The organism is Methylobacter sp., assembly GCF_030680395.1.
Taxonomy (GTDB): Bacteria; Pseudomonadota; Gammaproteobacteria; order Methylococcales; family Methylomonadaceae; genus Methylobacter_A.
This window is the reverse complement of sequence record NZ_JAUXVR010000005.1, coordinates 39,611-61,542: the sequence shown is the minus strand read 5'-3', so window position 1 is coordinate 61,542 and position 21,932 is coordinate 39,611. Positions and strand designations below refer to the sequence as shown.

At 47.2% G+C, this 21,932-nt stretch carries 25 protein-coding genes and 2 tRNA genes; 6 read left to right on the top strand and 21 right to left on the bottom strand.

Annotated elements, in window-relative coordinates:
• Positions 1-5 precede the first annotated feature (5 nt).
• The 13 genes from Q8L79_RS00820 to hslV form a co-directional block, all read right to left on the bottom strand.
• Complete coding sequence (locus Q8L79_RS00820) at positions 6-2,174, bottom strand: bifunctional (p)ppGpp synthetase/guanosine-3',5'-bis(diphosphate) 3'-pyrophosphohydrolase (RefSeq protein WP_305267153.1); 2,169 nt, start codon at positions 2,172-2,174, stop codon at positions 6-8.
• 12 nt (positions 2,175-2,186) lie between these two features.
• The gene (gene rpoZ / locus Q8L79_RS00815) at positions 2,187-2,429 is read right to left on the bottom strand and encodes a DNA-directed RNA polymerase subunit omega (protein WP_305267151.1); all 243 of its coding nucleotides are present in this window, start codon (positions 2,427-2,429) and stop codon (positions 2,187-2,189) included.
• Positions 2,430-2,508: 79 nt separating this feature from the next.
• Positions 2,509-3,681: a phosphoglycerate kinase gene (locus tag Q8L79_RS00810; RefSeq protein ID WP_305267149.1), complete on the bottom strand. Its 1,173-nt coding sequence runs from the start codon at positions 3,679-3,681 to the stop codon at positions 2,509-2,511.
• A gap of 57 nt (positions 3,682-3,738) precedes the next feature.
• Positions 3,739-4,296, bottom strand: coding sequence for a thioredoxin family protein (locus Q8L79_RS00805; RefSeq protein ID WP_305267147.1), 558 nt, complete (start codon positions 4,294-4,296; stop codon positions 3,739-3,741).
• Between the two features lie 228 nt (positions 4,297-4,524).
• On the bottom strand, positions 4,525-6,075 hold the full coding sequence (gene ubiB / locus Q8L79_RS00800; protein WP_305267145.1) for a ubiquinone biosynthesis regulatory protein kinase UbiB: 1,551 nt from the start codon (positions 6,073-6,075) through the stop codon (positions 4,525-4,527).
• Between the two features lie 124 nt (positions 6,076-6,199).
• On the bottom strand, positions 6,200-6,820 hold the full coding sequence (locus Q8L79_RS00795) for an SCP2 domain-containing protein (RefSeq protein ID WP_305267143.1): 621 nt from the start codon (positions 6,818-6,820) through the stop codon (positions 6,200-6,202).
• A gap of 1 nt (position 6,821) precedes the next feature.
• Positions 6,822-7,568: a bifunctional demethylmenaquinone methyltransferase/2-methoxy-6-polyprenyl-1,4-benzoquinol methylase UbiE gene (gene ubiE / locus Q8L79_RS00790; RefSeq protein ID WP_305267141.1), complete on the bottom strand. Its 747-nt coding sequence runs from the start codon at positions 7,566-7,568 to the stop codon at positions 6,822-6,824.
• A 58-nt stretch (positions 7,569-7,626) separates the two neighbouring features.
• Complete coding sequence (locus Q8L79_RS00785; RefSeq protein ID WP_305267140.1) at positions 7,627-8,016, bottom strand: DUF971 domain-containing protein; 390 nt, start codon at positions 8,014-8,016, stop codon at positions 7,627-7,629.
• Positions 8,017-8,037: 21 nt separating this feature from the next.
• Complete coding sequence (locus Q8L79_RS00780; protein WP_305267139.1) at positions 8,038-8,301, bottom strand: type II toxin-antitoxin system RelE/ParE family toxin; 264 nt, start codon at positions 8,299-8,301, stop codon at positions 8,038-8,040.
• Entirely contained in the window at positions 8,291-8,533 is a 243-nt protein-coding gene (locus tag Q8L79_RS00775; protein ID WP_305267138.1) for a hypothetical protein, read from the bottom strand. The genes Q8L79_RS00780 and Q8L79_RS00775 overlap by 11 nt, the downstream gene beginning before the upstream one ends.
• A gap of 35 nt (positions 8,534-8,568) precedes the next feature.
• Complete coding sequence (locus Q8L79_RS00770) at positions 8,569-8,850, bottom strand: antibiotic biosynthesis monooxygenase (RefSeq protein ID WP_305267136.1); 282 nt, start codon at positions 8,848-8,850, stop codon at positions 8,569-8,571.
• 21 nt (positions 8,851-8,871) lie between these two features.
• Complete coding sequence (hslU, locus tag Q8L79_RS00765) at positions 8,872-10,197, bottom strand: ATP-dependent protease ATPase subunit HslU (protein ID WP_305267134.1); 1,326 nt, start codon at positions 10,195-10,197, stop codon at positions 8,872-8,874.
• Between the two features lie 4 nt (positions 10,198-10,201).
• Positions 10,202-10,750: an ATP-dependent protease subunit HslV gene (gene hslV, locus Q8L79_RS00760; protein ID WP_104427209.1), complete on the bottom strand. Its 549-nt coding sequence runs from the start codon at positions 10,748-10,750 to the stop codon at positions 10,202-10,204.
• A gap of 166 nt (positions 10,751-10,916) precedes the next feature.
• Between hslV and Q8L79_RS00755 the strand changes: the two genes are divergently transcribed.
• From Q8L79_RS00755 to Q8L79_RS00740, 4 genes are all read left to right on the top strand, one after another.
• Complete coding sequence (locus Q8L79_RS00755; protein ID WP_305267133.1) at positions 10,917-11,555, top strand: DUF4126 domain-containing protein; 639 nt, start codon at positions 10,917-10,919, stop codon at positions 11,553-11,555.
• Positions 11,556-11,616: 61 nt separating this feature from the next.
• Positions 11,617-11,692 (top strand) — tRNA-Phe (locus tag Q8L79_RS00750).
• A gap of 27 nt (positions 11,693-11,719) precedes the next feature.
• Positions 11,720-11,795: transfer RNA gene (locus tag Q8L79_RS00745), tRNA-Phe, on the top strand.
• Positions 11,796-12,614: 819 nt separating this feature from the next.
• Entirely contained in the window at positions 12,615-13,502 is an 888-nt protein-coding gene (locus Q8L79_RS00740) for a GGDEF domain-containing protein (protein WP_305267131.1), read from the top strand.
• Positions 13,503-13,565: 63 nt separating this feature from the next.
• On the opposite strand, the gene rluB is transcribed toward Q8L79_RS00740, so the two are convergent.
• The 5 genes from rluB to Q8L79_RS00715 all read right to left on the bottom strand — a co-directional run bounded on the left by rluB (position 13,566) and on the right by Q8L79_RS00715 (position 17,456).
• Positions 13,566-14,408 carry a 23S rRNA pseudouridine(2605) synthase RluB gene (gene rluB, locus Q8L79_RS00735; protein ID WP_305267129.1) on the bottom strand — a complete coding sequence of 281 codons (843 nt, stop codon included), beginning with the start codon at positions 14,406-14,408 and terminating at the stop codon, positions 13,566-13,568.
• Positions 14,409-14,430: 22 nt separating this feature from the next.
• Positions 14,431-15,072 (bottom strand): SMC-Scp complex subunit ScpB, encoded by a 642-nt coding sequence (gene scpB, locus Q8L79_RS00730; protein WP_370869845.1) that lies wholly within the window; start codon positions 15,070-15,072, stop codon positions 14,431-14,433.
• 88 nt (positions 15,073-15,160) lie between these two features.
• Positions 15,161-15,988 carry a ScpA family protein gene (locus Q8L79_RS00725; protein WP_370869849.1) on the bottom strand — a complete coding sequence of 276 codons (828 nt, stop codon included), beginning with the start codon at positions 15,986-15,988 and terminating at the stop codon, positions 15,161-15,163.
• Between the two features lie 174 nt (positions 15,989-16,162).
• Positions 16,163-16,822, bottom strand: a complete 660-nt coding sequence (locus Q8L79_RS00720) for a site-2 protease family protein (protein WP_305267127.1) — start codon at positions 16,820-16,822, stop codon at positions 16,163-16,165.
• Positions 16,823-16,832: 10 nt separating this feature from the next.
• Positions 16,833-17,456, bottom strand: coding sequence for an L-threonylcarbamoyladenylate synthase (locus tag Q8L79_RS00715; RefSeq protein WP_305267125.1), 624 nt, complete (start codon positions 17,454-17,456; stop codon positions 16,833-16,835).
• A 623-nt stretch (positions 17,457-18,079) separates the two neighbouring features.
• On the opposite strand from Q8L79_RS00715, the gene Q8L79_RS00710 reads away from it, so the two are divergent.
• Positions 18,080-19,468 (top strand): glycoside hydrolase family 30 beta sandwich domain-containing protein, encoded by a 1,389-nt coding sequence (locus Q8L79_RS00710; protein WP_305267123.1) that lies wholly within the window; start codon positions 18,080-18,082, stop codon positions 19,466-19,468.
• 148 nt (positions 19,469-19,616) lie between these two features.
• A complete protein-coding gene (locus Q8L79_RS00705) occupies positions 19,617-19,994 on the top strand; it encodes a hypothetical protein (RefSeq protein ID WP_305267122.1) in 378 nt (125 codons plus the stop codon).
• An 80-nt stretch (positions 19,995-20,074) separates the two neighbouring features.
• Here Q8L79_RS00705 and Q8L79_RS20085 read toward each other — a convergent pair whose 3' ends face one another.
• From Q8L79_RS20085 to Q8L79_RS00695, 3 genes are all read right to left on the bottom strand, one after another.
• A complete protein-coding gene (locus Q8L79_RS20085; RefSeq protein WP_370869843.1) occupies positions 20,075-20,323 on the bottom strand; it encodes a hypothetical protein in 249 nt (82 codons plus the stop codon).
• A 60-nt stretch (positions 20,324-20,383) separates the two neighbouring features.
• Complete coding sequence (locus Q8L79_RS20080) at positions 20,384-20,569, bottom strand: hypothetical protein (protein ID WP_370869842.1); 186 nt, start codon at positions 20,567-20,569, stop codon at positions 20,384-20,386.
• A gap of 282 nt (positions 20,570-20,851) precedes the next feature.
• Positions 20,852-21,913: a hypothetical protein gene (locus tag Q8L79_RS00695; protein ID WP_305267120.1), complete on the bottom strand. Its 1,062-nt coding sequence runs from the start codon at positions 21,911-21,913 to the stop codon at positions 20,852-20,854.
• Positions 21,914-21,932 lie beyond the last annotated feature (19 nt).

Sequence of the window (21,932 nt, the reverse complement as noted above, 5' to 3'; positions counted from 1 at the left end):
ATCCTTTATGCTTTAACGCGAGTAATTTTTAACACTATCGATAACTCTTTCAAGCGACGCATGATTTTGGCTAAATGCACCCGGTCTTTGACGGTTAAGGTGATTAAATCGACGCTAATACGGTCATCCTGATCGACGACGGTGACATTTTCAATGTTGGAATTCAGTTCGGAAATAGTCGAGGCGATGGTCGCCAGCGAGCCGCGTTGATTGAGTATTTCTATGCGGATTTCAACCGGAAAATCGCCGGCTGCATCCGCACTCCATTCTACATCCAGCCAGTTGGTCTGTTTTTTTCTGACCACACTGCTGTTGCGGCATTCGTGATGATGCACGACGATGCCTTTGCCGGGGTTGAAATAGCCGATAATCGAATCGCCGGGAATCGGCCTGCAACATTTTGCCAAGGTGATAACCATGCCTTCCGTGCCTTTTATGACCAGCGGCTTCTTTTGCGATTGGTCGCCGTCATCCAGTTTGATAGTGGCATTAATATCGTCCTGAGCGATGCGCTTGGCGACCAAAAACGGCATTTTATTGCCCAGTCCGATGTCTTCAAGCAATTCATCCAGCGATTGTTTGGACATAACCTGAAGCAAGGCTTGTATTTTTTCCTTGTCGATATTTTCCAGATGCAGATGCATGGACAGCAGTTCTTTTTCCAGTAAACGGCGACCCAGATTAATCGCTTCCTGCTGTTTAAAATGTTTTAGATAGTTGCGAATGCCGGAGCGGGCTTTGGCGGTAATGACATAATTGAGCCAAAGCGGGTTGGGCCGGGCCCATGATGCGGTAATGACTTCAACGGTGACGCCGTTTTCCAGCTTGGTTTGCAGCGGTACCAGTTGTTTGTCGATTCTGGCGGAGACACAGGCATTACCGACGTCGGTATGTACGGCGTAGGCAAAATCGATAATGGTTGCGCCGCGAGGCAGTTTAATAATGGCGCCCTGTGGAGTAAATACGAATACTTCCTGCGGAAACAGATCCACTTTCAGGTTATCGATGAATTCCAGCGAATCACCGGCAGATTTTTGGATTTCCAGCAAATCCCTCAGCCACTCGTTAGCGCGATCCTGGAATTTTTCGATTTTATCGTCATCGGATTTATACAGCCAGTGCGCGGCAATGCCCGATTCCGACATGCGGTGCATTTCATGCGTTCTGATCTGAACCTCAATAGGCACGCCGTAGGGCCCCATTAAGATGGAGTGCAGGGATTGGTAGCCATTGGCTTTGGGTAAGGCGATGTAATCTTTGAAACGTCCGGGAATCGGCTTATACAGGTTATGCATAACGCCTAAAACGCGGTAACAGGTATCAACATCATCGCAAAAAATCCTGAATGCATAGACATCAAAAACGTCGGCCAGGGAAATCTTTTTATTGAGCATTTTTTTATAAATGCTGTAAAGATTTTTCTCCCGTCCAGCCACGTCGCAGTCTATACCGGCCTGTTCCAAACGGTTTTTTATCGTATTTTCTATGATGTCGACAATTTTACGGCGGTTGCCCCGCGCTTTTTTTACGGCATTATTTAACACCGCATGGCGCATTGGGTACATTGCTTCAAAACTCAGCGCTTCGAGTTTTTGCCGGATATTATTCATGCCTAAACGATTGGCGATCGGGGCGTAAATATCCAGGGTTTCACGGGCGATGCGCCGCTTTTTTGCAGCCGGCATAACGCCGAGAGTCTGCATGTTGTGCAGTCGGTCGGCCAGTTTGACGATGATGACGCGTAAATCCTTGGCCATGGCCAGAAACATTTTGCGGACATTTTCCGCTTGCGTTTCTGCATGTGATTTACTGTCGATTTTGCTTAATTTGGTAACCCCGTCAACCAGTTCTGCGACTTCCGTGCCGAACTGTTCGGCCAGCTCTTTTTTACTGACCGGGGTATCTTCTATAACATCATGCAGTATTGCGGCCATGATGCCGTTGGCGTCCATGCGCATTTCAGCAAGACTGATGGCGACAGAGACAGGGTGGCAAATATAGGCTTCGCCGCTTTTACGAAATTGACCTTCATGAGCATCCGCACCGACTTCATAAGCACGGACACATTGGTCGATTTGGGCTTGATCCAGATAGCCGGACAAGGTCGTGCATAAACGCCGGATCAGTTTGTCCTGAGGGCGTTCCAGTTCGATCGTGTCGGCTATTTCCAGCATAGGCTCTACGGATTAAAACATCGGGTTATGGTGATCATGCGCTTCACCGACACGATGCAGGAGATTGACGTTTTCAGGCGTAACATGACCTGCCGCAATTTCGCGTAACGCAACAACCGTATCCTTGTCTTTACCGCGCGGCACAAATTCAGTTGCACCGTGGCTGAGTTGGCGCGCTCTGGTGCTGGCTAACAAAACCAGTTTGAAGCGATTTTCAACATTTTCTAAACAATCTTCGATAGTGACTCTGGCCATTTTTAATCCTGATGTAGTGGGTTAAAGGCGAAAAGCTCAGGACAAAAGGTTTTTTTGCCTTTCGCCCTGAGCCTTGTGCCTATTGTTTTGATTTTAACACAGAAACGGCAGGAAGTTCTTTACCTTCAAGAAATTCAAGGAAGGCGCCGCCGCCGGTTGATGTGTAAGACACCTCATCGTTAATGCCGTATTTGTCGATAGCCGCCAAGGTATCGCCGCCGCCTGCAATCGAGAAAGCGTGGCTTTCGGCAATTGCCATGGCAAGAGATTTTGTACCATTGCCGAACTGGTCGAATTCAAATACACCGACCGGGCCGTTCCAGACGATAGTGCCGGCGGTTTTTAACATCTCGGCGTACTGTTTTGCGGTATCCGGGCCTATATCCATAATCATGTCATCGGCTTCGACATCGGCCACTTTTTTAACGGTAGCGACGGCGGTTTCTGAAAATTCCTTGGCGCAAACCACGTCAACAGGGATGGGAATGTCGGAACCGTTGCTTTTAGCTGCGGCAATCAGTCGTCTGGCCTCATCAAGCAGATCGGCTTCATAGAGCGATTTGCCGACTGGGAACCCTGCGGCTGCAATAAAGGTGTTGGCAATGCCGCCGCCGACGATTAACTGGTCGACTTTTTCCGATAGGGATTTTAATACTGTTAATTTGGTGGATACTTTGGAACCGCCGACAATGGCAACCAGAGGTTTGGCTGGTGTTTCCAGAGCTTTGCCGAGCGCGTCCAGTTCGCTGGACAATAACGGACCCGCGCAAGCAATCGGTGCAAATTTAGCCACGCTATGGGTTGAGGACTGCGCTCTGTGTGCGGTGCCGAAAGCATCCATCACAAATACGTCGCAAAGAGCCGCCATTTTCTTGCCCAGCGTATCGTCGTTTTTGCCTTCACCAGCATTAAAACGCACGTTTTCGCAAAGCACGACTTCGCCCGGTTCTATAGTGATGCCGTCGATCCAGTCTTTTTCCAGTCTGACCGGCTTGCCCAGCAAGCTGGATAAGCGTTCGGCGACCGGTTTCAGTGAAGATTCTTCATCATATTGGCCTTCAACAGGACGACCCAGATGCGACATCAACATGACCGCAGCACCTGCTGCCAAGGCTTTTTCAATAGTCGGCACGCTGGCCTGGATGCGAATGTCGCTGGTCACTTTGCCGTCTTTTACCGGTACATTCAGATCCTGACGGATTAACACCCGTTTGCCCGACAAATCCAGATCTACCATTCTCTTAATTGACATATTACGCTCTCACTGTGTTGGTTGTTTTTTCAACGTTTAATAAAACGTTGGGTTTGGTTAATCTTGTTTCCATTTGATGGAGCAACCGATACTGTTGGTTTGCTCCTTGGGGCCGTGACCGGTTTCTGCAACCAGTTTCATCGCCTCGAATAATTCCCGTTTAGTACCTTCCGGTGCGGTTTCCTTGCGACTGGCATCCAGACGTCCCCGATATTGCAGTTCATAGTCGGCATTATAGCCAAAAAAGTCCGGTGTACAGATAGCGCCGTAAGCCTTGGCGACCTGCTGGGTTTCATCAAGCAAATAAGGAAAGCTGAAACCCAATTGATCGGATAGCTTTTTCATGTTGTCGAATGAATCGGCGGGGTATTCAACGGTATCGTTGGACATGATCGCTACCGATTCGATGCCCAACGCTTTAAGTTCCTGCGTATCTCTGACAATGCGGTCTTGCACGGCTTTGACGTACGGACAATGATTGCAGATAAACATCACCAACAGGCCTTTCTTACCCATGCACTGTTGTAGAGACCACGTGCGCCCGTCAATGCCGGGTAATTCAAAATCGATCGCTTTCTTGCCTAAATCACAGATCGGCGTTTCCAGTGTTACCATTTTTGCACCTCAACTTTGTATGAAAAAACGCAGGAAGTATTCACCACGATAGGCGTGGGCCGGAATAAGACCATCCAAGCGCGTAGCGCGAGGTGGCGTTTCCGGCTTGCCGGATGGTGATTGCCGGAAAAGCTTCCGCTCCTGCTCACGCCCCTTACCTACATCCATGTAGGCAACGCTGATTCTCGCTCCCGCTCGAACCGGCTTATTCCGGCCTACAGAATTTAATTATTGAAACAACACCGCCGCACTGATGACCATCGCACTGATCAACATAGCCCAGACCGTTCTGCGGTGATTGTTGTCCATTTGTTGGCGCAGCAGCATTAATTCCCTGTTCTGCATTTCTGCATGCTGCTTTGCGTGAGCGGCATTGTCCAGCGCTTTATAAATCAAAGAAGGGATTTCGGGAAATTGTTCGGCAAAGTCAGGAAACTGTTTGATGAGTTTGTCGATTTTGGCTTTAGGGCCGATGCGCTCATGAAACCATTTTTCAAGAAAAGGCTTGGCGGTTTGCCATAAATCCAGGTCAGGGTAAAGCTGTCGCCCCAAGCCTTCGATGTTAAGCAGGGTTTTTTGCAGTAAGACCAGTTGCGGTTGGACGTGCATATCGAAACGACGCGCCGTCTGGAATAAACGCAGCAACAATTGGCCGAATGAAATGTCCTTAAGCGGTTTTTCAAAAATCGGCTCGCAAACGCTACGTATCGCGGATTCAAACTCTTCTATCCGGGTCGATTCGGAAACCCAGCCCGATTCAACATGCATTTCGGCTACTTTACGATAGTCGCGATTGAAAAAAGCCAGAAAGTTTTCCGCCAGGTAATGCTGGTCGGACAATGACAGGGTGCCGACGATACCAAAATCGACAGCGATATACTTGGCCGGCAGATCGACGAAAATATTGCCGGGATGCATGTCGGCATGGAAAAAATTATCCCTGAACACTTGGGTGAAAAAGATTTCCACGCCGCGCTCGGCGAGTAATTTAAAATCCGCGCCGCCTTCTCTAAGCTGGTCGATGTTACCTACCGGTATGCCGTGAATCCTTTCCATGACCAGAACTTTCCGGCGCGTTAGCGACCAGTGAATCTCCGGAATGTAGATGACGTCGGAGTTTTTGAAGTTGTGGCGCAATTTGGCGGCATTGGCGGCTTCCCTGACCAAATCGAGTTCATCCAGCGTGGTTCTTTCAAATTCGGCAACAACATCCATAGGGCGCAGTCTTCTTGCGTCAGCCCAGAAGCGCTCGGCAAAACGGGCCAGTTCATAGAGCAGTCCTATGTCTGAGCGTATGCGGCTTTCTATATCGGGACGCAGTACTTTAACGACAACGCTTTCGCCGCTGTGCAAGACGGCGGTATGAACTTGTGCGACTGACGCCGAGGCCAGCGGTTCGGCATCAAACTCGGCAAACGCGTCGCTGATAGACATGCCCAGTTCTTTTTCGATAATGCTGCGCGCAAGTTCGTTGGCAAAAGGCGGAACCCGGTCCTGTAGTTTGATCAGTTCATCGGCGATGTCATCGGGCAACAGATCTCTTCGGGTAGACAAGGCCTGGCCGAACTTGACATAAATCGGCCCCAAATCTTCAAGTGCGCGCCGGATTCTGACGCCGCGGGAGTCTGATGAGTTTCTAAGCCAGAAGTTGGGAGAGAAAACCGCTAAATAGCGGACAGGTCGGAATAAATGGGTTTTTAAAACGATTTCGTCCAGGCCGTGAAAGACCAGAACCCAGTTAATATGGATTAGACGCAATAATAATTTAGGGCGGATCACGAGTTACCTTTGTTTGTAGAGTGGGTACTGCTTTTTTGCGTCCAACAGCTGGTCTCACCACGAAGACACGAAGTTCACGAAGAAAAAACTAAGGTAAAAACTTCGTGTTCTTCGTGGTGAATAATTAAGATTTATTTTGCAACGTACTTTTCAGGCGATCAATCCGGCTTTGCAATCGGTCAAAATCGGTGCGCAATTCATCAACCTGGGCATAATGAATATCCACTTCAGGCGCTGACGGCAAGTCGCGGGTTTCTTCCTGCAAAAACTCTGCGGCATTCAGCCTGAAGGTTTCAAGCGAATCTTTACCCCAGCTTTGGCCGGCGCGGAAAAAACCGGCCACCTTATGCGCGATTATATCGCCGGTGAACTGCGACAGTTTTTCTTCCAGATCAATGTCCAGCTTGGCGAACAGTTCCTGGAACTTGCGGCCGGTTTGCATATCGCCTTCAATCTTTACCTCGCCCGAGAAAACAGAACGCATCGGCGTTGAACTGAGTCCCATTAAGCCCAGCGCCCAAATCGAGCCGGTCAGGCGGGTGTCGGGCGGGTTGGGGAACTGATCCAGGCACTGAATGGAATCGGTCGTCGGGCACAGGTAAATGGTTTCATCAAACGGCTGAACGGTAACGGCAATGACTTTACCGGCCAGCGGCGTTAAAAAATAGCCGCTGTCCTGATCCAAGGCAAGATATTGATTGAGCGTAGCTTCCAGTGCGCCAATCAGCAAGGGTTTGATGGACATGCTAGATTTTATAACCTCTATGGACGGCAACGATGCCTTGCGTCATGTTGAAGTATTCACAGCGCTCGAGACCTGCGTTTTCCATCATTTTTTTCAGCTCATCCTGTTTGGGATGCATGCGGATTGATTCGGCAAGATAACGATAGCTGTCTTCATCTTTGGCGACAATTTTGCCTATCTTGGGCAGCAGCTTGAATGAATAAAAATCGTAGACTTTTTCGGTGATTTTATCGACTGGATGCGAAAATTCCAGCACGATAACGCGACCGCCTGGTTTGAGAACGCGGTGCATGGAGCGCAACGCGGCACCTTTGTCGGTGACGTTACGCAGACCGAAAGCAATACAAACGCAATCGAAAGTATTGTCTTCAAAGGGCAGGCATTCGGCATTGACTTGCGCATAGCGGATATTGCCGACCAAGCCTCTGTCGATCAGCCGATCGCGTCCGGTACGCAGCATCTCGGAATTAATGTCGGCCAGGACGATTTGGCCTTCCGCGCCGACGCGCTTTTCGAACAGTGTGGTTAAATCGCCGGTGCCGCCGGCCAGATCGAGCACTTGCTCGCCTTTGCGCACATTGCTAAGTTGCACGGCAACGCGTTTCCAGATACGGTGAATGCCCAGCGACATCAGGTCATTCATGACGTCGTATTGTCCGGCGACGGAATCAAATACGCCGCGTACCAGATTGACCTTGTCTTCTGTGGCTACTTGTTTGAATCCGAAATGGGTAGTGTTAGTGGTCATTGTTGTACCTGTATGTCATTAAATACCGTTACCCTGCCGGAGCATGGCAACGATGAAGTTAGTTTTGCAGCGGTTCTTTGCGTTTATGTCCGGCCGCTTCCAGATTATGGAGATAATTAGCCCATAAAGCCTGATATTCGGCGCCCAATTTATATAACAAATCCCAGGTATAAATGCCGCTGTCATGGCCGTCGCTGAATACCAGGGCTATTGCATAATTACCTATCGGCTTGATTTCTTTAATGGTGACATCTTCCTTGCCGACCTGTAGAACTTCCTGTCCGGGCGCGTGACCTACCGCTTCTGCCGAAGGCGTGTAGACGCGCAAATATTCACTCGGCAACTGAAAAACGCTACCGTCATCAAAGCTGATTTCAACAATGTTGGAAACCTGATGCAGCTTGATTTCAGTCGGGTGGGTATTGGCAGGTTTTGCAGTTATGCGCATGTAGGTTCGTAGCTCTAAATGTTATGGAAAAAATCGATAAATTTCTTTTCTGTGCAAGAATCGAACAAGCACAATGGTATTTTCTTCTAATACAAAACCTAATCGATAAGCCCCAACTTGAATGCGATAAAAATTTTGATAACCTTTCAGTTTTTTGATGCCTGTTAAGTTCGAAAGATTAGAAGCCTGTTCCATTGTGCAAATAACGGTAGCAATTTTTCCCCTGCAATCTTTATGTACGGTTTTTAAATCCTTAACAAAGCTGGCCTTTATCTCAATCCGCATATAAAACTTTATCAAGCTCTTCTCTAGAGGCGGATTCGCTTAAAAGCCCTTTTTCTATCGCCTTACCAAATGCAAAATCTTCATCGTTTTCTGTATCGGCAATTGAAATAATAATATCCTTATCTTTAAACATGAGTTTGACCGATTCCAAAAAATTGGCATCAAGGTCATTGGTGTTTAACTTATAATTAACGTGCATAGTGATACCCTCTTTGTAATGCTCGGCTTTCATATAGTAAGCACAGCGTATCCTACACAATTCTGTGCTTACAACACACCTTCTTCCAACTGTTCCAAATAAATAAATTCGGGCGCTTTAACGGCTGCTTGTTTTCTTATTTCAACCAATTTTTCCGATTCAAAGAATGCTTTGGCGTTGGAAATTGATGACCATTTGGAAAAGTGGACGATTTTATTAGGATTGTTATCCAATTTTAAAACCTGAAAGCTCAGTTCACCTGCGCTTTTTCTAATTAGCGCAGCATCGTCAAATATTTTTTTCCACGCGTCATAGTCCTCGACTTCGTGAATGATTAGTACGTATTCCATTTTTGTATCAAAAAGCCTTAATTACAAAATATAACGACTCAAATCCTCGTCTTCAACAAACTCGACTAAGTGATCATTGACATAAGCGGCATCGATAACAATGTTGTTGCCAATCAGGTCAGGGGCGTTATAAGAAATATCCTCTAGCAAACGTTCCAGAACCGTATGCAACCTTCTGGCGCCAATATTTTCGGTGGTTTCGTTCACCTGCCAGCCGAGCTCGGCAATACGCTTGATGCCATCTTCAGAAAACGACAGGGATACGCCCTCGGTACCCAGTAACGCGGTATATTGCTCGGTTAACGAAGCATCCGGCTCGGTCAGGATACGCACAAAATCATCGGCTGAAAGCGCATCCAGCTCAACACGAATAGGAAATCGGCCTTGCAGTTCGGGGATCAGATCCGACGGCTTGGTCAAATGGAACGCACCCGATGCGATAAACAAGATATGGTCGGTTTTGATCGATCCGTATTTAGTGCTGACGGTAGTGCCTTCAACCAACGGCAACAAATCCCGTTGTACGCCCTCGCGGGAGACCTCACCGCCGCCTCCGCCCAGTTCGGAACGTTTGCAGATTTTGTCGATTTCGTCCAGAAACACGATACCGTTCTGCTCTACAGATTCGACCGCGCGTAACCGGATGTCATCTTCATTAACCAGTTTGGACGCTTCTTCATCCTGTAAAACTTTCAAGGCTTTGTCGATTTTCATTTTTCTGGAGCGGGTTTTGCCCGAACCCAGGTTTTGAAACATACCTTGCAATTGGCTGGTCATTTCTTCCATACCGGGAGGCGCCATAATTTCAACGCCCACCGGTGAAAGATGCACGTCGATTTCTATTTCTTTGTCATTCAAATCACCCTCGCGTAATTTCTTGCGCATTTTTTGGCGGGTCGATTCTTCCGTGTCGGAAAGCATGCCGCCATTCGCTCTGGGCAGTAGAATATCCAGAATCCGGTCTTCGGCAGCATCGAAAGCCTTGTTTTCGACTTTGTCCATTTCGATCGTGCGCGTCATTTTGACCGCAGTATCGACTAAGTCGCGAATAATGGAATCGACATCACGGCCGACGTAACCGACTTCGGTGAATTTAGTGGCTTCAATTTTAATAAAAGGCGCATTAGCCAGACGCGCAAGACGGCGGGCAATTTCAGTCTTACCAACGCCGGTAGGGCCGATCATTAAAATATTTTTAGGGGTGATTTCTTCGCGCAGGACAGGGTCGACCTGTTGGCGGCGCCAGCGGTCACGTAGCGCGATGGCGACAGAACGCTTGGCATTGGCTTGGCCGACAATATGTTTGTCGAGCTCGCTTACGATTTCTTTGGGGGTCATTTGAGTCATCTGTTTACTCGTTAGGTTCGGCGTCGAGTTCTTCAATACGCAAATTGTGATTGGTATAAATACAAATATCGGCAGCTATATTTAAAGACCGTTCGACAATTTCGCGGGCGCTAAGATCGGTGTTTTCCAGTAATGCACGCGCGGCAGCTTGGGCAAAAGCGCCGCCGGAGCCTATCGCCATCAAGTCGAATTCAGGTTCGATCACATCGCCGGTGCCGGAAATAATCAGCGATGTTCTCGCATCGGCAATAGTCAGCAATGCTTCCAGTTTGCGTAAAGCGCGGTCGGTTCGCCAGTCTTTAGCCATTTCCACGGCGGCACGGGTTAAATTGCCGCGGTGTTTTTCCAGCTTGCCTTCAAAATGCTCAAATAAAGTGAACGCATCCGCCGTTGCACCGGCAAAACCGGCGATGACTTTATCGTGGTATAAACGGCGCACCTTGCGGGCATTGCCTTTCATTACCGTGTTGCCTAAAGTGACCTGACCATCACCGCCGATCACAACTTTGTCGCCCCGGCGAACAGAAAGTATCGTTGTTCCTCTAAAACTCACTTTAAATATCCCAAAATTACCAAATAGATAAGTTTAATTTTACATGGTCTGAATTTAAATGTGCGAAAAAATGAGCGCAGAGTCGCATTAGTGTGCTGGATACGGTTTAGCGAAGATTCAGAAAAATATGCTACGCTGAGCAAAATAGTCAGAAAAGGGCACTCTAATGGACGCACTGGATCAAATATCAACAACCCTGGCATTAACAATGGGCCTGGCGTGGGCCAGCGGCATTAATCTGTATGCGACGTTGTTTACTTTGGGTTACCTTGCCAATACCGGCAACATCGATTTACCGCCGGATTTGCAAATAGTCGCCAACCCGATGGTCATGAGCGCGGCCGGCCTCATGTATTTTATTGAATTTTTTGCCGATAAGATGCCGGGCGTAGATACCGGCTGGGATGCGATACATACCTTTATCCGTATTCCGGCAGGAGCCATGCTCGCGGCCGGGGCGATCGGCGACTTAAATCCTGCCGTTGAATTGGCCGCAGCTATCATGGGCGGCGGTCTGGCGGCAGGGTCGCATGCGACCAAAGCCGGAACGCGGGTGTTGATCAACACCTCGCCGGAACCGTTTAGCAACTGGATTGCATCAATCAGCGAGGATGTCGTCGTGATAACCGGCGTCTGGGCATGCATCAATCATCCGATACTGTTTTTAATAGCATTGGCGGGTTTTATCCTGCTGATGATCTGGCTGTTGCCGCGGATATGGATGGGCGTGAAAAAGGTTTTCGGTTTTATTATTAACCTGTTTCAGAACGAAAACACCCCGACCGGCCAAAATCCGCCCCAATAAAAAACATTATTTATTGACTGTCGGCACATAATCGAGTCTAATGGCGCTCTTTTGTAGTTCCGCCCAGGTAGCTCAGTCGGTAGAGCAGAGGACTGAAAATCCTCGTGTCGACGGTTCGATTCCGCCCCTGGGCACCACTGCAAAAATCAGTAACATCTCAAAATGCCCAGGTAGCTCAGTCGGTAGAGCAGAGGACTGAAAATCCTCGTGTCGACGGTTCGATTCCGCCCCTGGGCACCATGAATTCCAAAGGCTCCGATCTGATCGGGGTCTTTTTTATTTGTGCTTCCGGTTCTCCGCTAAACGCCCATTCTTTCCGTAAAACGGCAATGTAGCTCTCATCCACTATTGGAAGTGATTCGGCGAGACTTAATTGTTCATTTTTCATCAAGTTAGATTTTACGGTCACCAACATCGCAACTTTTCGGTTCATTTCTGATCTGTAATAAATATTTTTGGCAGGGCTATGTTGACCGGCTATTTTCGGCCATTCTGCGACACCCAAGCGATCGAGAAATCCTAGATGGGAAAGGCAGGTTTCGATAGGGCAAACACATATAAATATTTAGCATTTAAAATCAAAGGGATAAACATACAAAAAGCCATAATTATTTGCTATTTCAGCGTAGCTAATTGATTTTACGACGGTTTAAAAAGTCAAATGCGTTTACCTTGGACAACATCCCGTCATCAAGTTCGTCCAGTTGTTTTTCGGTCAGTTCGAGGGTAATCATGGGCATTCAGTACGTTAATCGCCCGCTCTTTTTACAATATTTTCGCCAAATGTAGAACCGAAAAATCCACCGTTTAAAGAAATAGGGTAATATCGATGACTAAGAAGAAAAATAACTTGGGAGTAAACATGACGGCAGCAGAACAACCGCTTAAGTCGTCCCACCGGCAATACCTTGCCACTTTGCAACGTCAACTTTATGACGCCAATTAAACCAAAATATAATATATTCGACAATATACTGATTGTTATTGATATTTTGAAAAATGGCACATCCTTCGCTTTAGTTATTGCAACGTAATAGTTCCAATCACGAGGAAGCGTCCATGAACCATAAATCAGCAAACCTAGCGATTATCAGCAATAACACTTTTGAAGCGACAAAAGCGGTTAATCTTCATCATTATGACATCAGCAGCGCCTTACAAACGACTTTGGAATTTAATGAACTGATCATGATTTTCAGCAGCAAAATCGCAAATAAGATTCCTCATAGCGCCTTTGTTTATACAAATGCAGAATTTGGACTGGAAGTAAAAAGCGGGGTTTTTACACGGCATTCCTGCAACTACGCACTTAAAGTTGAGCAGCAACAGTTGGGTGAATTGAAACTGATGCGCAACCATAGATTCAGCGATACGGATCTCCAGTTACTGGAAACTCTACTTTGCTGTTTAATTTATCCCTTGAAAAATGCGACTTTATTTCATCAAGCTTTAAAGATGGCTTACACCGATCCGTTGACCCAAACCCATAACAGAGCTGCGTTTAATGATTCCATTAAACGGGAAATGAGCCTGGCTACACGGAATACCAAAAAATTATCACTGATTTTCTTTGACATCGACCATTTCAAAACCATCAATGATACATACGGCCACGAGTGCGGCGACACCACTCTGGCTTTTGGTGCCAAATGGATTAAAGAAAACCTAAGAGATAGCGATATTATTTTCCGTTACGGAGGGGAAGAATTCGTGATTTTATTAAGCGACACGGACACCAACGGCGCAGAATTGCTGGCAGAACGAATTCGCGCCTCGATTGAGAACCATACAATAGCTTATGGCATGGAAACCATCAAGATCACTGCGAGCATGGGCGTCAGCACCTTACGTGACAATGATACGATCGAGTCGTTCATTCTGCGCGCGGATAAAGCCATGTATGTAGCCAAAAACAAAGGCAGAAACCAAGTTGTCGTGGCCAAATAAATTAACGGCAGATGTCGGATTACACCAAGCTCTTGCGCCTTCAGAGCAATCCGACCCGCGCCGTTAACGTTTCCCGGACTTATGCGCCTTGAATTCAGGCTTGGCGGCAATGGCCGGCTTTTCACCTGCCATACCGGCAAATTCAAACAGCAAGTCCAGTTCTTTATCGGTCAATTCATAAAACGTGCGGGCTTTCAACCGTTCCGGCAATACCACAGGCCCATAGCGCACCCGCATTAAACGGCTGACGATAACTTCCTGCGATTCCCATAAACGCCTTACCAGCCTGTTGCGGCCTTCGGCAACGATAACGTTGTACCATTTATTAGCACCTTCACCACCGAAAAACTTAATGTCGTCAAACTTGGCTTTACCGTCCTCAAGCTCTACACCCTGTTTGAGTTTTGCGATGGTGGCTTCTGAAACCTCTCCCAAAATACGCACCGCATATTCACGCTCCACTTGCGTTGACGGATGCATTAATCGATTAGCCAGCTCACCATTATTGGTAACCAATAATAATCCTGAGGTATTGATGTCCAGGCGGCCAACAGCTATCCAGCGGCTGATAGCCAACTTCGGCAATTGCGTAAACACCACCGGACGACCTTCCGGATCGCGACGCGTAACGACTTCGCCGACAGGTTTGTGATAAAGCAGCACTCGGGTAGGCTGTTCGACAAATTTTTCCCAATGAACAATCCGATCATTAATCAGCAGATGATCGCCGTTTTTCAATCGGTCGCCCAAGTCAACAGGCTTACCGTTAATCTTCAACCGCCCTTCATTGATCCAGCGTTCAATTTCCCGCCTGGAACCAACGCCGCCGCGCGCCAGCACTTTTTGGATACGTTCTCCGTCAACCGACGAATTAGCATCCTCCCCTCGTTGCCTCCCCTTTTGCAAAGGGGAGGATTGCTGCGGAGGATTATTCGGTTGTTGTGCTGAGCCTTGCGACGGTTTTAGCGGTCTGCCCGATAGTTTCGGTGATCTGCTCGGCTGTTTCGCTGAACTGCTCGACGGTTGTTTTGGCGATCTGTTCGGTTGTTTCTTGCTCTTCACTCTTTACCTGCATGGGTTGTTGCGTAGTATCTAACGACAAGTCAAGCTCTTGAATCTCTTGCAATGTCGGCAGTTCATTTAATGACGTAATATTAAAATAATCCAGAAATTGTTTGGTCGTACCGTATAAAGCCGGTCTGCCCGGCACCTCTTTGTGCGCCACCACCCGAATCCACTCACGCTCAAGCAGTGTATGAATAATGCTGGAACTGACGCCGACGCCGCGAATATCCTCAATATCTCCGCGTGTTGCCGGTTGACGGTAGGCAATAATGGCCAGCGTCTCCAATAATGCACGCGAATATTTTGGCGGCTTTTCTTCAAACAATCGTGATACCCAGCGCGACAACTCCTTCCTGACCTGAAACCGATAACCGCTGGCCACCTGTTTTAATTCAACAGGCCTGAGTCTGTAATCCTCCTTGATCGCCTCACAAGCTGCCTGTATTTCCTGTAGGTCCGGCTGTTCAATTTCAGGAAAAACCTGTTGTACCTGCTTACAGGTCATGGGACGATTTGCAGCAAATAAAATTGCTTCAACTACACGTTTAATTTCCACATTAATTTCACGTTGTTCAGTTACGGGAGGTGACGGCTCAGCTATCGGTGGCGGCGGTTCTGACGCGTATTTCGGCAAAGGGTTCTGACTGGATAATGTCGATGAGTCGTTCTTTGCTGAGTTCGAGGATTGCCAGAAACGAGACAACGACTCCGTGTCGACCTTCTTTTCGGATAAATAACTGCGAGAAAAGGAGACTATCCGCTCCTTTAAGGTTTTCCAAAATGGTTGACATGCGTTCACGGACAGATAAGGGCTCTTTGGTAATTTGATGATGGCTGAGCTGCTCAACTCTTTTAAGTACATCCTGAAATGCCAACAGCATTTCTTTTAGCTGGATATCAGGCAAGTTTTGTTCGGAATTCTTTAGCGTCGAAACATCAACGCCGACTTCAAATATATCACGTTCAATTCTAGGCAACTGATCAATTTCTTCAGCCGCATTTTTAATCAGCTCATATTCTTGCAGTCTGCGAATCAAGGTTGCTCTCGGATCTTCCTCATCGTCTTCAACATCAGACTGTCTGGGCAACAGCATTCTCGACTTGATTTCCGCCAACAATGCGGCCATTACCAGGTACTCCGCTGCCAACTCCAGATTCAACACCCCCATTATCTGGATATAGGCGATATATTGATGGGTAATCTGCGCTATCGGTATGTTAACAATATCCAGATTCTGCCTGCGTATCAAATACAGCAATAAATCCAGCGGTCCTTCAAAGGTGTCCAGCAGCACTTCCAGGGCATCCGGCGGGATATAAAGATCGTCCGGCAATTTGTCAAACGGTGCGCCGTTAACCATCGCGAACGACTGCATGGCCGCACCTGCTCCCGGCAGTCTTGCGGCATTTCCTCCATCCATGGAGGTCAGATCAGGAGGTAGAGCAACGCATGGAGCAGTTGCCGACGACTGCATAGCCACGACCGGCGACTGCTCTAGAGCTTCAGCCGTGTTTTGATTCATATTTTCGTTCATGCCCTAGCTTCACGAATACGGAAAGGAAGCTGGAATTTGAAAACCCGTGCAAAAATCAACCTATAGCCCGGCAATTGAAAAAAACACTTTCTGCGCAACAAACATCGGATAAGCCAAAATCGAACCCAAAGTATTAGTGTATAACAGCACCAATAAAATAATAAATCCGAAGCGTTCCAGACGGTTATATTGCCACGCCCAATAACTAGGCAGAATGCCTGTCAAAATGCGGCTGCCGTCCAACGGCGGAATAGGCAATAAATTAATCAATGCCAATACCAGATTAATTGAAATACCGGCAATCCCGGTATAAATCAACGGCAATGAGATGGCTTCGGTTTGCGCGCCTATCGTCACCCCTAACCGGACTATTAACGCCCAACCGATAGCCATCAAGAAGTTAGCAACAGGACCGGCCAAAGCGACCATTGCCATATCACGCCTTGGATTTTTAAAATTCCGTGCATCGACAGGAACGGGCTTTGCCCAGCCAAAAATAAAACCCGTGCCCGTCATTAGCAATATTCCCGGAAGAATAATGGTTCCAATCAAATCAATATGTTTAATCGGATTTAAGGTTAACCGGCCCAATGCCGAGGCGGTATTATCACCATATTTTTTCGCCATCCAGCCATGGGCCACTTCATGCACGGTAATCGCAAAAACTACCGGCAATATCCAGACCACTATACGCTGCAAAAGTGTCAATTCATCCATCATGCCTGCATCCTCACCCAACCAACATCGGAGCAAGACCCTTGCCCTGCCTGACGATCTCCACACCGCTACTGGAAAATTCGATAATAGTCGTTTGCTCAAACTCAATAATACCGGCGTCAATTATCAGATCCAGCTCATATTCAAGTTTATTCCTGATCTCATAAGGATCGGTCAATGCCTCATCCTCTCCCGGCAGCATCAAGGTAGAACTGAACAAGGGTTCACCCAATTCCTGAACCAACAATTGTGCGACAGGATGGTTGGGAACCCGTATTCCTACCGTTTTTTTCTTGGGATGCTGTAACCGGCGAGGCACTTCGCGCGTAGCTTCCAAAATAAAGGTAAAGGCTCCCGGCGTTAAAGCCTTAATCAGTCGATAAGCATCATTGCTGATTTTGGTGAACATTGACACCTGGGTTAAATCTTTGCACACCAAGGTAAAATTGTGTTTATCGTCCAATTGCCTGATACGACGGATTTTATCCAGCGCTTGCTTATCGCCTATCTGGCAGGCAATCGCATAAGATGAATCGGTCGGATAAACGATAACGCCACCTTTACGGATTATTTCCACCGCACGATGTATCAAGCGCAGCTGCGGACTCTCCGGGTGTATTTCAAAAAATTGAGCCATTTATGAGTGCTTAAGTAAATTAGTATATAAAACAATTATACCGTACATCCACATCAGCTTGCAGTTGAAAACCGTGTAGATGTCAAACAGCATCAAAATCTTGCTCTAAAAAAGAGCACGCATTATTTCGTTGAGCAAAGATGATGCGCTTACCAAATCCAGCGAGGCATTCAACCGTATTGCCCTGTACAAACTCGATCGATAAGGCTTTTTTAAAAACATGTTCTAGACATTCAAAGTGACTGTAAAAAGTCATATTGACGAATAGATGATATGCCTAAACACTACCCATTGCAGAACAAGCATGTCGATTGATGAGGGCGGCATCGGAGCTGCAACGATTTCATTATCGAGACTGCGACCGGTATTTCAACAGCTTGCGCGGTTGCGGTATAAAGACCTTTGGATCGATATATTGGTCCGCGCAGCTGCCGGAACCAAATCAAGGCACTTGATAACAAGCTATACTGAGCCTGAAGTTGTATATTAAATGCAGATCGTAAACCGGTTTTCTCGCCGTACTATTCAATTTTTTGTTGTGAAGAAAAGTGATTTTGTAGGCGACATCACAGCCTGTGAGGCTTTCATATTAATAAGTAAAGTATTCCGCCAAAAGGACTTCCATGCCTGAACAAACTAATCCTTATGATCCAATTCTTCCTGTTTCGGAAGATCCTTCTTCTGTGGCGGTTTGGCTGACCAGTGCCGATCAAACCTTTTTGTTTCAACGGCAGACGGATGATCTTCGCTTTGCCGACAACGCCAATGATTTCCCTGCGCTAACCGTTGATACCGAGCGGAAGTATCAGGTCATCGAAGGCTTCGGGTTTTCCTTGACCGGCGGCAGCGCCATGTTGATCAGCCGCTTGCCTGCCCCTGACAGGAGCGCATTGTTGCGGGAATTGTTCTTGCCGGATGGGGACGGCATCGGCATCAGTTTTTTGCGTCTGAGCATCGGTGCGTCGGACCTGAGCGAGCGCTGTTTTTCCTATGACGACAGGCCGGACGGACAACCGGATCCCGAGCTGATCCATTTCGACATCGAGGCCGGGGACCTTGAAGTCACTCCCCTGTTACGGGAAATTTTGGCTATCAACCCCGGGATCAAGATCATGGCCACGGCGTGGTCGGCGCCGACTTGGATGAAAACCAACCAAAGTTTCTGCGGCGGCAAACTCAGACCGGATTGCTACGCTGTTTACGCTGCTTACTTGATCAAATACCTGCAAGCCATGCGGGGGAGAGGCATCACCGTTCACGCCATCACCCCGCAGAACGAACCCTTGAATCAAAAAAACGAACCCAGCATGATCATGGAAGCGAGCGAGCAGGCCGAGTTCATCAAAAATCATCTGGGACCGGCTTTGCAGTCAGCCGGATTGGCCGATGTGGAACTGTTTTGTTGGGACCATAATTGCGATGTCCCGGAGTATCCTTTGGAAATCTTCGCCGATGCCGACGCGCGTCGTTATCTGACCGGATCGGCCTGGCATCTGTACGGGGGCGACATTTCGGCCCTTTCCGAAGTGCATCAGCTTTACCCGGAAATGAAACTGTATTTTACCGAGCAGTGGGTAGGTTCGGATGGTCAGTTCGGAGGGGATTTAATGTGGCACGTGAAAAATGTCCTGATTGGTTCCCTACGCAACTGGAGCAGGGTAGTGCTTGAATGGAACCTGGCCTCCGACCCGTTTTGCTGTCCCCATACGCCCGGCGGTGAGGCCAGTTGCGTCGGCGCTTTGACCCTAGGCGAAGAGGTTACCCGTAACGTCGCCTATTATGTGATCGCCCATGCCTCGAAATTCGTACGCCCCGGTTCGGTAAGGATTTATTCCGATCAACAAGCATCCTTGCCGAATGTGGCTTTTTTGACGCCCGCGGGCGACATCGTGCTGATTGTGCTTAATGATGGAGCTGAACCCCGATCCTTTACTATCCAATTTCAAGGAAAAAATGCAGCAGCCACACTGCCGCCAAACGCAGTGGCTACTTATGTTTGGAGGACAGCGTAAAAGTTTCTATGGGCCTAAAAACCTCAATTTACCCACGCTGTTATTAAGTTAAGCGATGTAGGAGCGGGCCATGCCCGCGATGAGGGGCTTAATACTAGTCACTCCAGCGTGGGAACAATAAAATAAATATCAACTTCCCGGAGGCACGATGCGCACATTAACACTCACAATTGCATTATCTTTTTCGCTGTCCATTCCCATTGCACATGCCGAAGAGATGGCATTCCTGCTCAACTCCACGCCGACAGAAAGAGCGGCATCACAAACTCGCTTCATGAAAACAAAACTCAACCTCTCTCAGGATGAGATTACCAAGGTTCAGGAAATCAATCAGGAATATGCTGAAAAAGTAGAACCCGTATTAAAAAGCTCAAGCATCGGTTTCCTTAAAATGCGTGACATCAAAGCCATTTTGGAACAGAAAGATGATACCTTGCGTAGCGTACTGACACCGGAACAGTTTGAGACATACACAAATGCCAAAGATGAATTGAAGCAAGCCTTGCAACAGGACCTGAAGCATTGATAACCGCTATTACTGTAGGGCGCTCTGTGCATGCCATTGAGTCGCTAGATATACGCATATCAGAAGTCTTATAGGCTACGCTACATGGTTTCGTTGACAGTGGCAGCCCATTCAGCCGACAGCAAGCCAAGGCGGACGTAAGTATGGAACGAAGAATACGGCCAGTCGGCAACGCATTGACTCAATCCGTGTTTTACCGGATTCCAGTGGATATAATAGACATGCCTTTGAAGATCAGTGTCATCGCGGATCGTATGTTCCCAAACCTGTCCTGAGCCTGTCGAAGGAAGCCTGTCGAAGGAATCGCCGCTGCCAAAGCCGATATTCACCACGTTTGTCGCGAGTTAACGGCATTCCCGATAGTCACAGTTCGTGTGTAAAGTTGGATTTTATCGCCCGCCAGCGTCCCGAGTATAATCGGCATCGCCATCAGGCAACGTCCAAACAGCATGCAAGTGATCCGGCAGAATAACAATGGCGTCGATGGTGAAAGGCCGTTCCGCCAGCACCGTGCGGAATGCGTTTCGCAGCAGCCCGACGTGTCGTACCAGCGCATCGGAAGAACGATCCCGCAACGTCACCGTAAAGAAATACGTCCCTCCAGCAACCCGGTTCCGCCGATATAACACCATGTCGCACTATCAAAAGTTTGAAAAATTACGTAGGGCGGTTTCGCTTTAGCAAACCGCCAATCAACGCACAATATCCAATACAATCGAACATAAAAAATCCCCGCTTGGAAAATCCGAGCAAGGATCAACTTAGATCATCCCGATCATGGCGGATTGCTGGCGCGAATCCGCCTTACAGCGTTTGGGGTAACGACGAGCGCTCCAGCGTGGGAACGATAAATGTTTTTATACATCACCTTTAAATGCATCTAACAATTTTTTCGGATCTAACTTTAGTGGCCCCAGTTTAATTTCACCTAGGCTTATTGCGCCTCCAAATATTTCAATGTCTTTAGCATTCTTCATGCTTTGAATCAAAAGTATCTTTTCCTCTTTTTCATGAAGGTTTTCTTTTAAAGAGGCAATAGATAATTCCTTCATTTCTATAACAGCGTCTTTCATTTGAATCTGGTTCTTAAAGTTTTCAACTTGGCTAAAAAGCATTTGAAGAAGATATTTATCTTCAACTGAGGCTGACACCGCTTGTGCAGGTGAGTACTCGATATATGGCAACGATAGGTACTGATAGAATAATTGTTCTATTTTAATTAAAAGTTCTGGAGCTTCCTTTGGCGAAACAATTAACGATGTTTGATGTCTATTATTTTCAGCCGATACATCAGCATCTATCCCCAAATTAAGAAGAAACTCTCCAAACCAGACCAAATATTGAGTACAAATAGACTCGTATTCTTTGGGAAAATTAAATACTTTCACGAATATATTTTCTGAACCGGCTCTTGCAAGTTTCACTACCAATGATTGATATTCTTTCTTTGCCGCATGAATTACTTCATCAATTCTATGCAAGACTATCCCATCAAGTACAAAGAAAATAATATCAAAATATGCCCAACCGTCGTCCTTATTTATTTCGGTTTTAAACCCAATATCAGACATTTCATTCTTGTAGCTCTCCAAAAACTCCTGAATAGTAAATGGGTGATTCCATTCTTCCCAAGAAAACGTAATAGAAAGTTTGACTTGTACAGATCCATTTTCTTTTTTAAAGTCAATCCAATTCGCATTAGGAAATATTTCCGATTCAAATTCAGAAAAATAGCCTAATCCTTTTGGAATATCGCTTGCTAGTGAACTACATATTTTTAAGGAAAGCTCCTTATCTATATCCTCAGAGTAATACTTCAAATCTGAGTCACCCAAGCTTTGGCTGGGTATAGAAAGTAACTCTTTGCCATCCTGCTCAATCTTTAGGTGCTCGTTTTTCTCAATGAATTTAATGGTCACGCTTTTTCCTCAAGCTAAT

What these genes read in the sequence shown, in the direction of transcription:
- hslU (WP_305267134.1), bottom strand. Translation starts at nt 10,197, where the DNA reads ATGACTCAAATGACCCCCAAAGAAATCGTAAGCGAGCTCGACAAACAT.
- Q8L79_RS00725 (WP_370869849.1), bottom strand. Translation starts at nt 15,988, where the DNA reads ATGGATGGAGGAAATGCCGCAAGACTGCCGGGAGCAGGTGCGGCCATG.
- Q8L79_RS00715 (WP_305267125.1), bottom strand. Translation starts at nt 17,456, where the DNA reads ATGGCTCAATTTTTTGAAATACACCCGGAGAGTCCGCAGCTGCGCTTG.
- Q8L79_RS00770 (WP_305267136.1), bottom strand. Translation starts at nt 8,850, where the DNA reads ATGGAATACGTACTAATCATTCACGAAGTCGAGGACTATGACGCGTGG.
- Q8L79_RS00775 (WP_305267138.1), bottom strand. Translation starts at nt 8,533, where the DNA reads ATGAAAGCCGAGCATTACAAAGAGGGTATCACTATGCACGTTAATTAT.
- Q8L79_RS00740 (WP_305267131.1), top strand. Translation starts at nt 12,615, where the DNA reads ATGAACCATAAATCAGCAAACCTAGCGATTATCAGCAATAACACTTTT.
- Q8L79_RS00820 (WP_305267153.1), bottom strand. Translation starts at nt 2,174, where the DNA reads ATGCTGGAAATAGCCGACACGATCGAACTGGAACGCCCTCAGGACAAA.
- scpB (WP_370869845.1), bottom strand. Translation starts at nt 15,072, where the DNA reads ATGACCTGTAAGCAGGTACAACAGGTTTTTCCTGAAATTGAACAGCCG.
- Q8L79_RS00795 (WP_305267143.1), bottom strand. Translation starts at nt 6,820, where the DNA reads ATGTCCATCAAACCCTTGCTGATTGGCGCACTGGAAGCTACGCTCAAT.
- Q8L79_RS00805 (WP_305267147.1), bottom strand. Translation starts at nt 4,296, where the DNA reads ATGGTAACACTGGAAACGCCGATCTGTGATTTAGGCAAGAAAGCGATC.
- rpoZ (WP_305267151.1), bottom strand. Translation starts at nt 2,429, where the DNA reads ATGGCCAGAGTCACTATCGAAGATTGTTTAGAAAATGTTGAAAATCGC.
- Q8L79_RS00720 (WP_305267127.1), bottom strand. Translation starts at nt 16,822, where the DNA reads ATGATGGATGAATTGACACTTTTGCAGCGTATAGTGGTCTGGATATTG.
- Q8L79_RS00810 (WP_305267149.1), bottom strand. Translation starts at nt 3,681, where the DNA reads ATGTCAATTAAGAGAATGGTAGATCTGGATTTGTCGGGCAAACGGGTG.
- Q8L79_RS00710 (WP_305267123.1), top strand. Translation starts at nt 18,080, where the DNA reads ATGCCTGAACAAACTAATCCTTATGATCCAATTCTTCCTGTTTCGGAA.
- Q8L79_RS00705 (WP_305267122.1), top strand. Translation starts at nt 19,617, where the DNA reads ATGCGCACATTAACACTCACAATTGCATTATCTTTTTCGCTGTCCATT.
- ubiE (WP_305267141.1), bottom strand. Translation starts at nt 7,568, where the DNA reads ATGACCACTAACACTACCCATTTCGGATTCAAACAAGTAGCCACAGAA.
- Q8L79_RS00780 (WP_305267139.1), bottom strand. Translation starts at nt 8,301, where the DNA reads ATGCGGATTGAGATAAAGGCCAGCTTTGTTAAGGATTTAAAAACCGTA.
- Q8L79_RS00755 (WP_305267133.1), top strand. Translation starts at nt 10,917, where the DNA reads ATGGACGCACTGGATCAAATATCAACAACCCTGGCATTAACAATGGGC.
- Q8L79_RS00785 (WP_305267140.1), bottom strand. Translation starts at nt 8,016, where the DNA reads ATGCGCATAACTGCAAAACCTGCCAATACCCACCCGACTGAAATCAAG.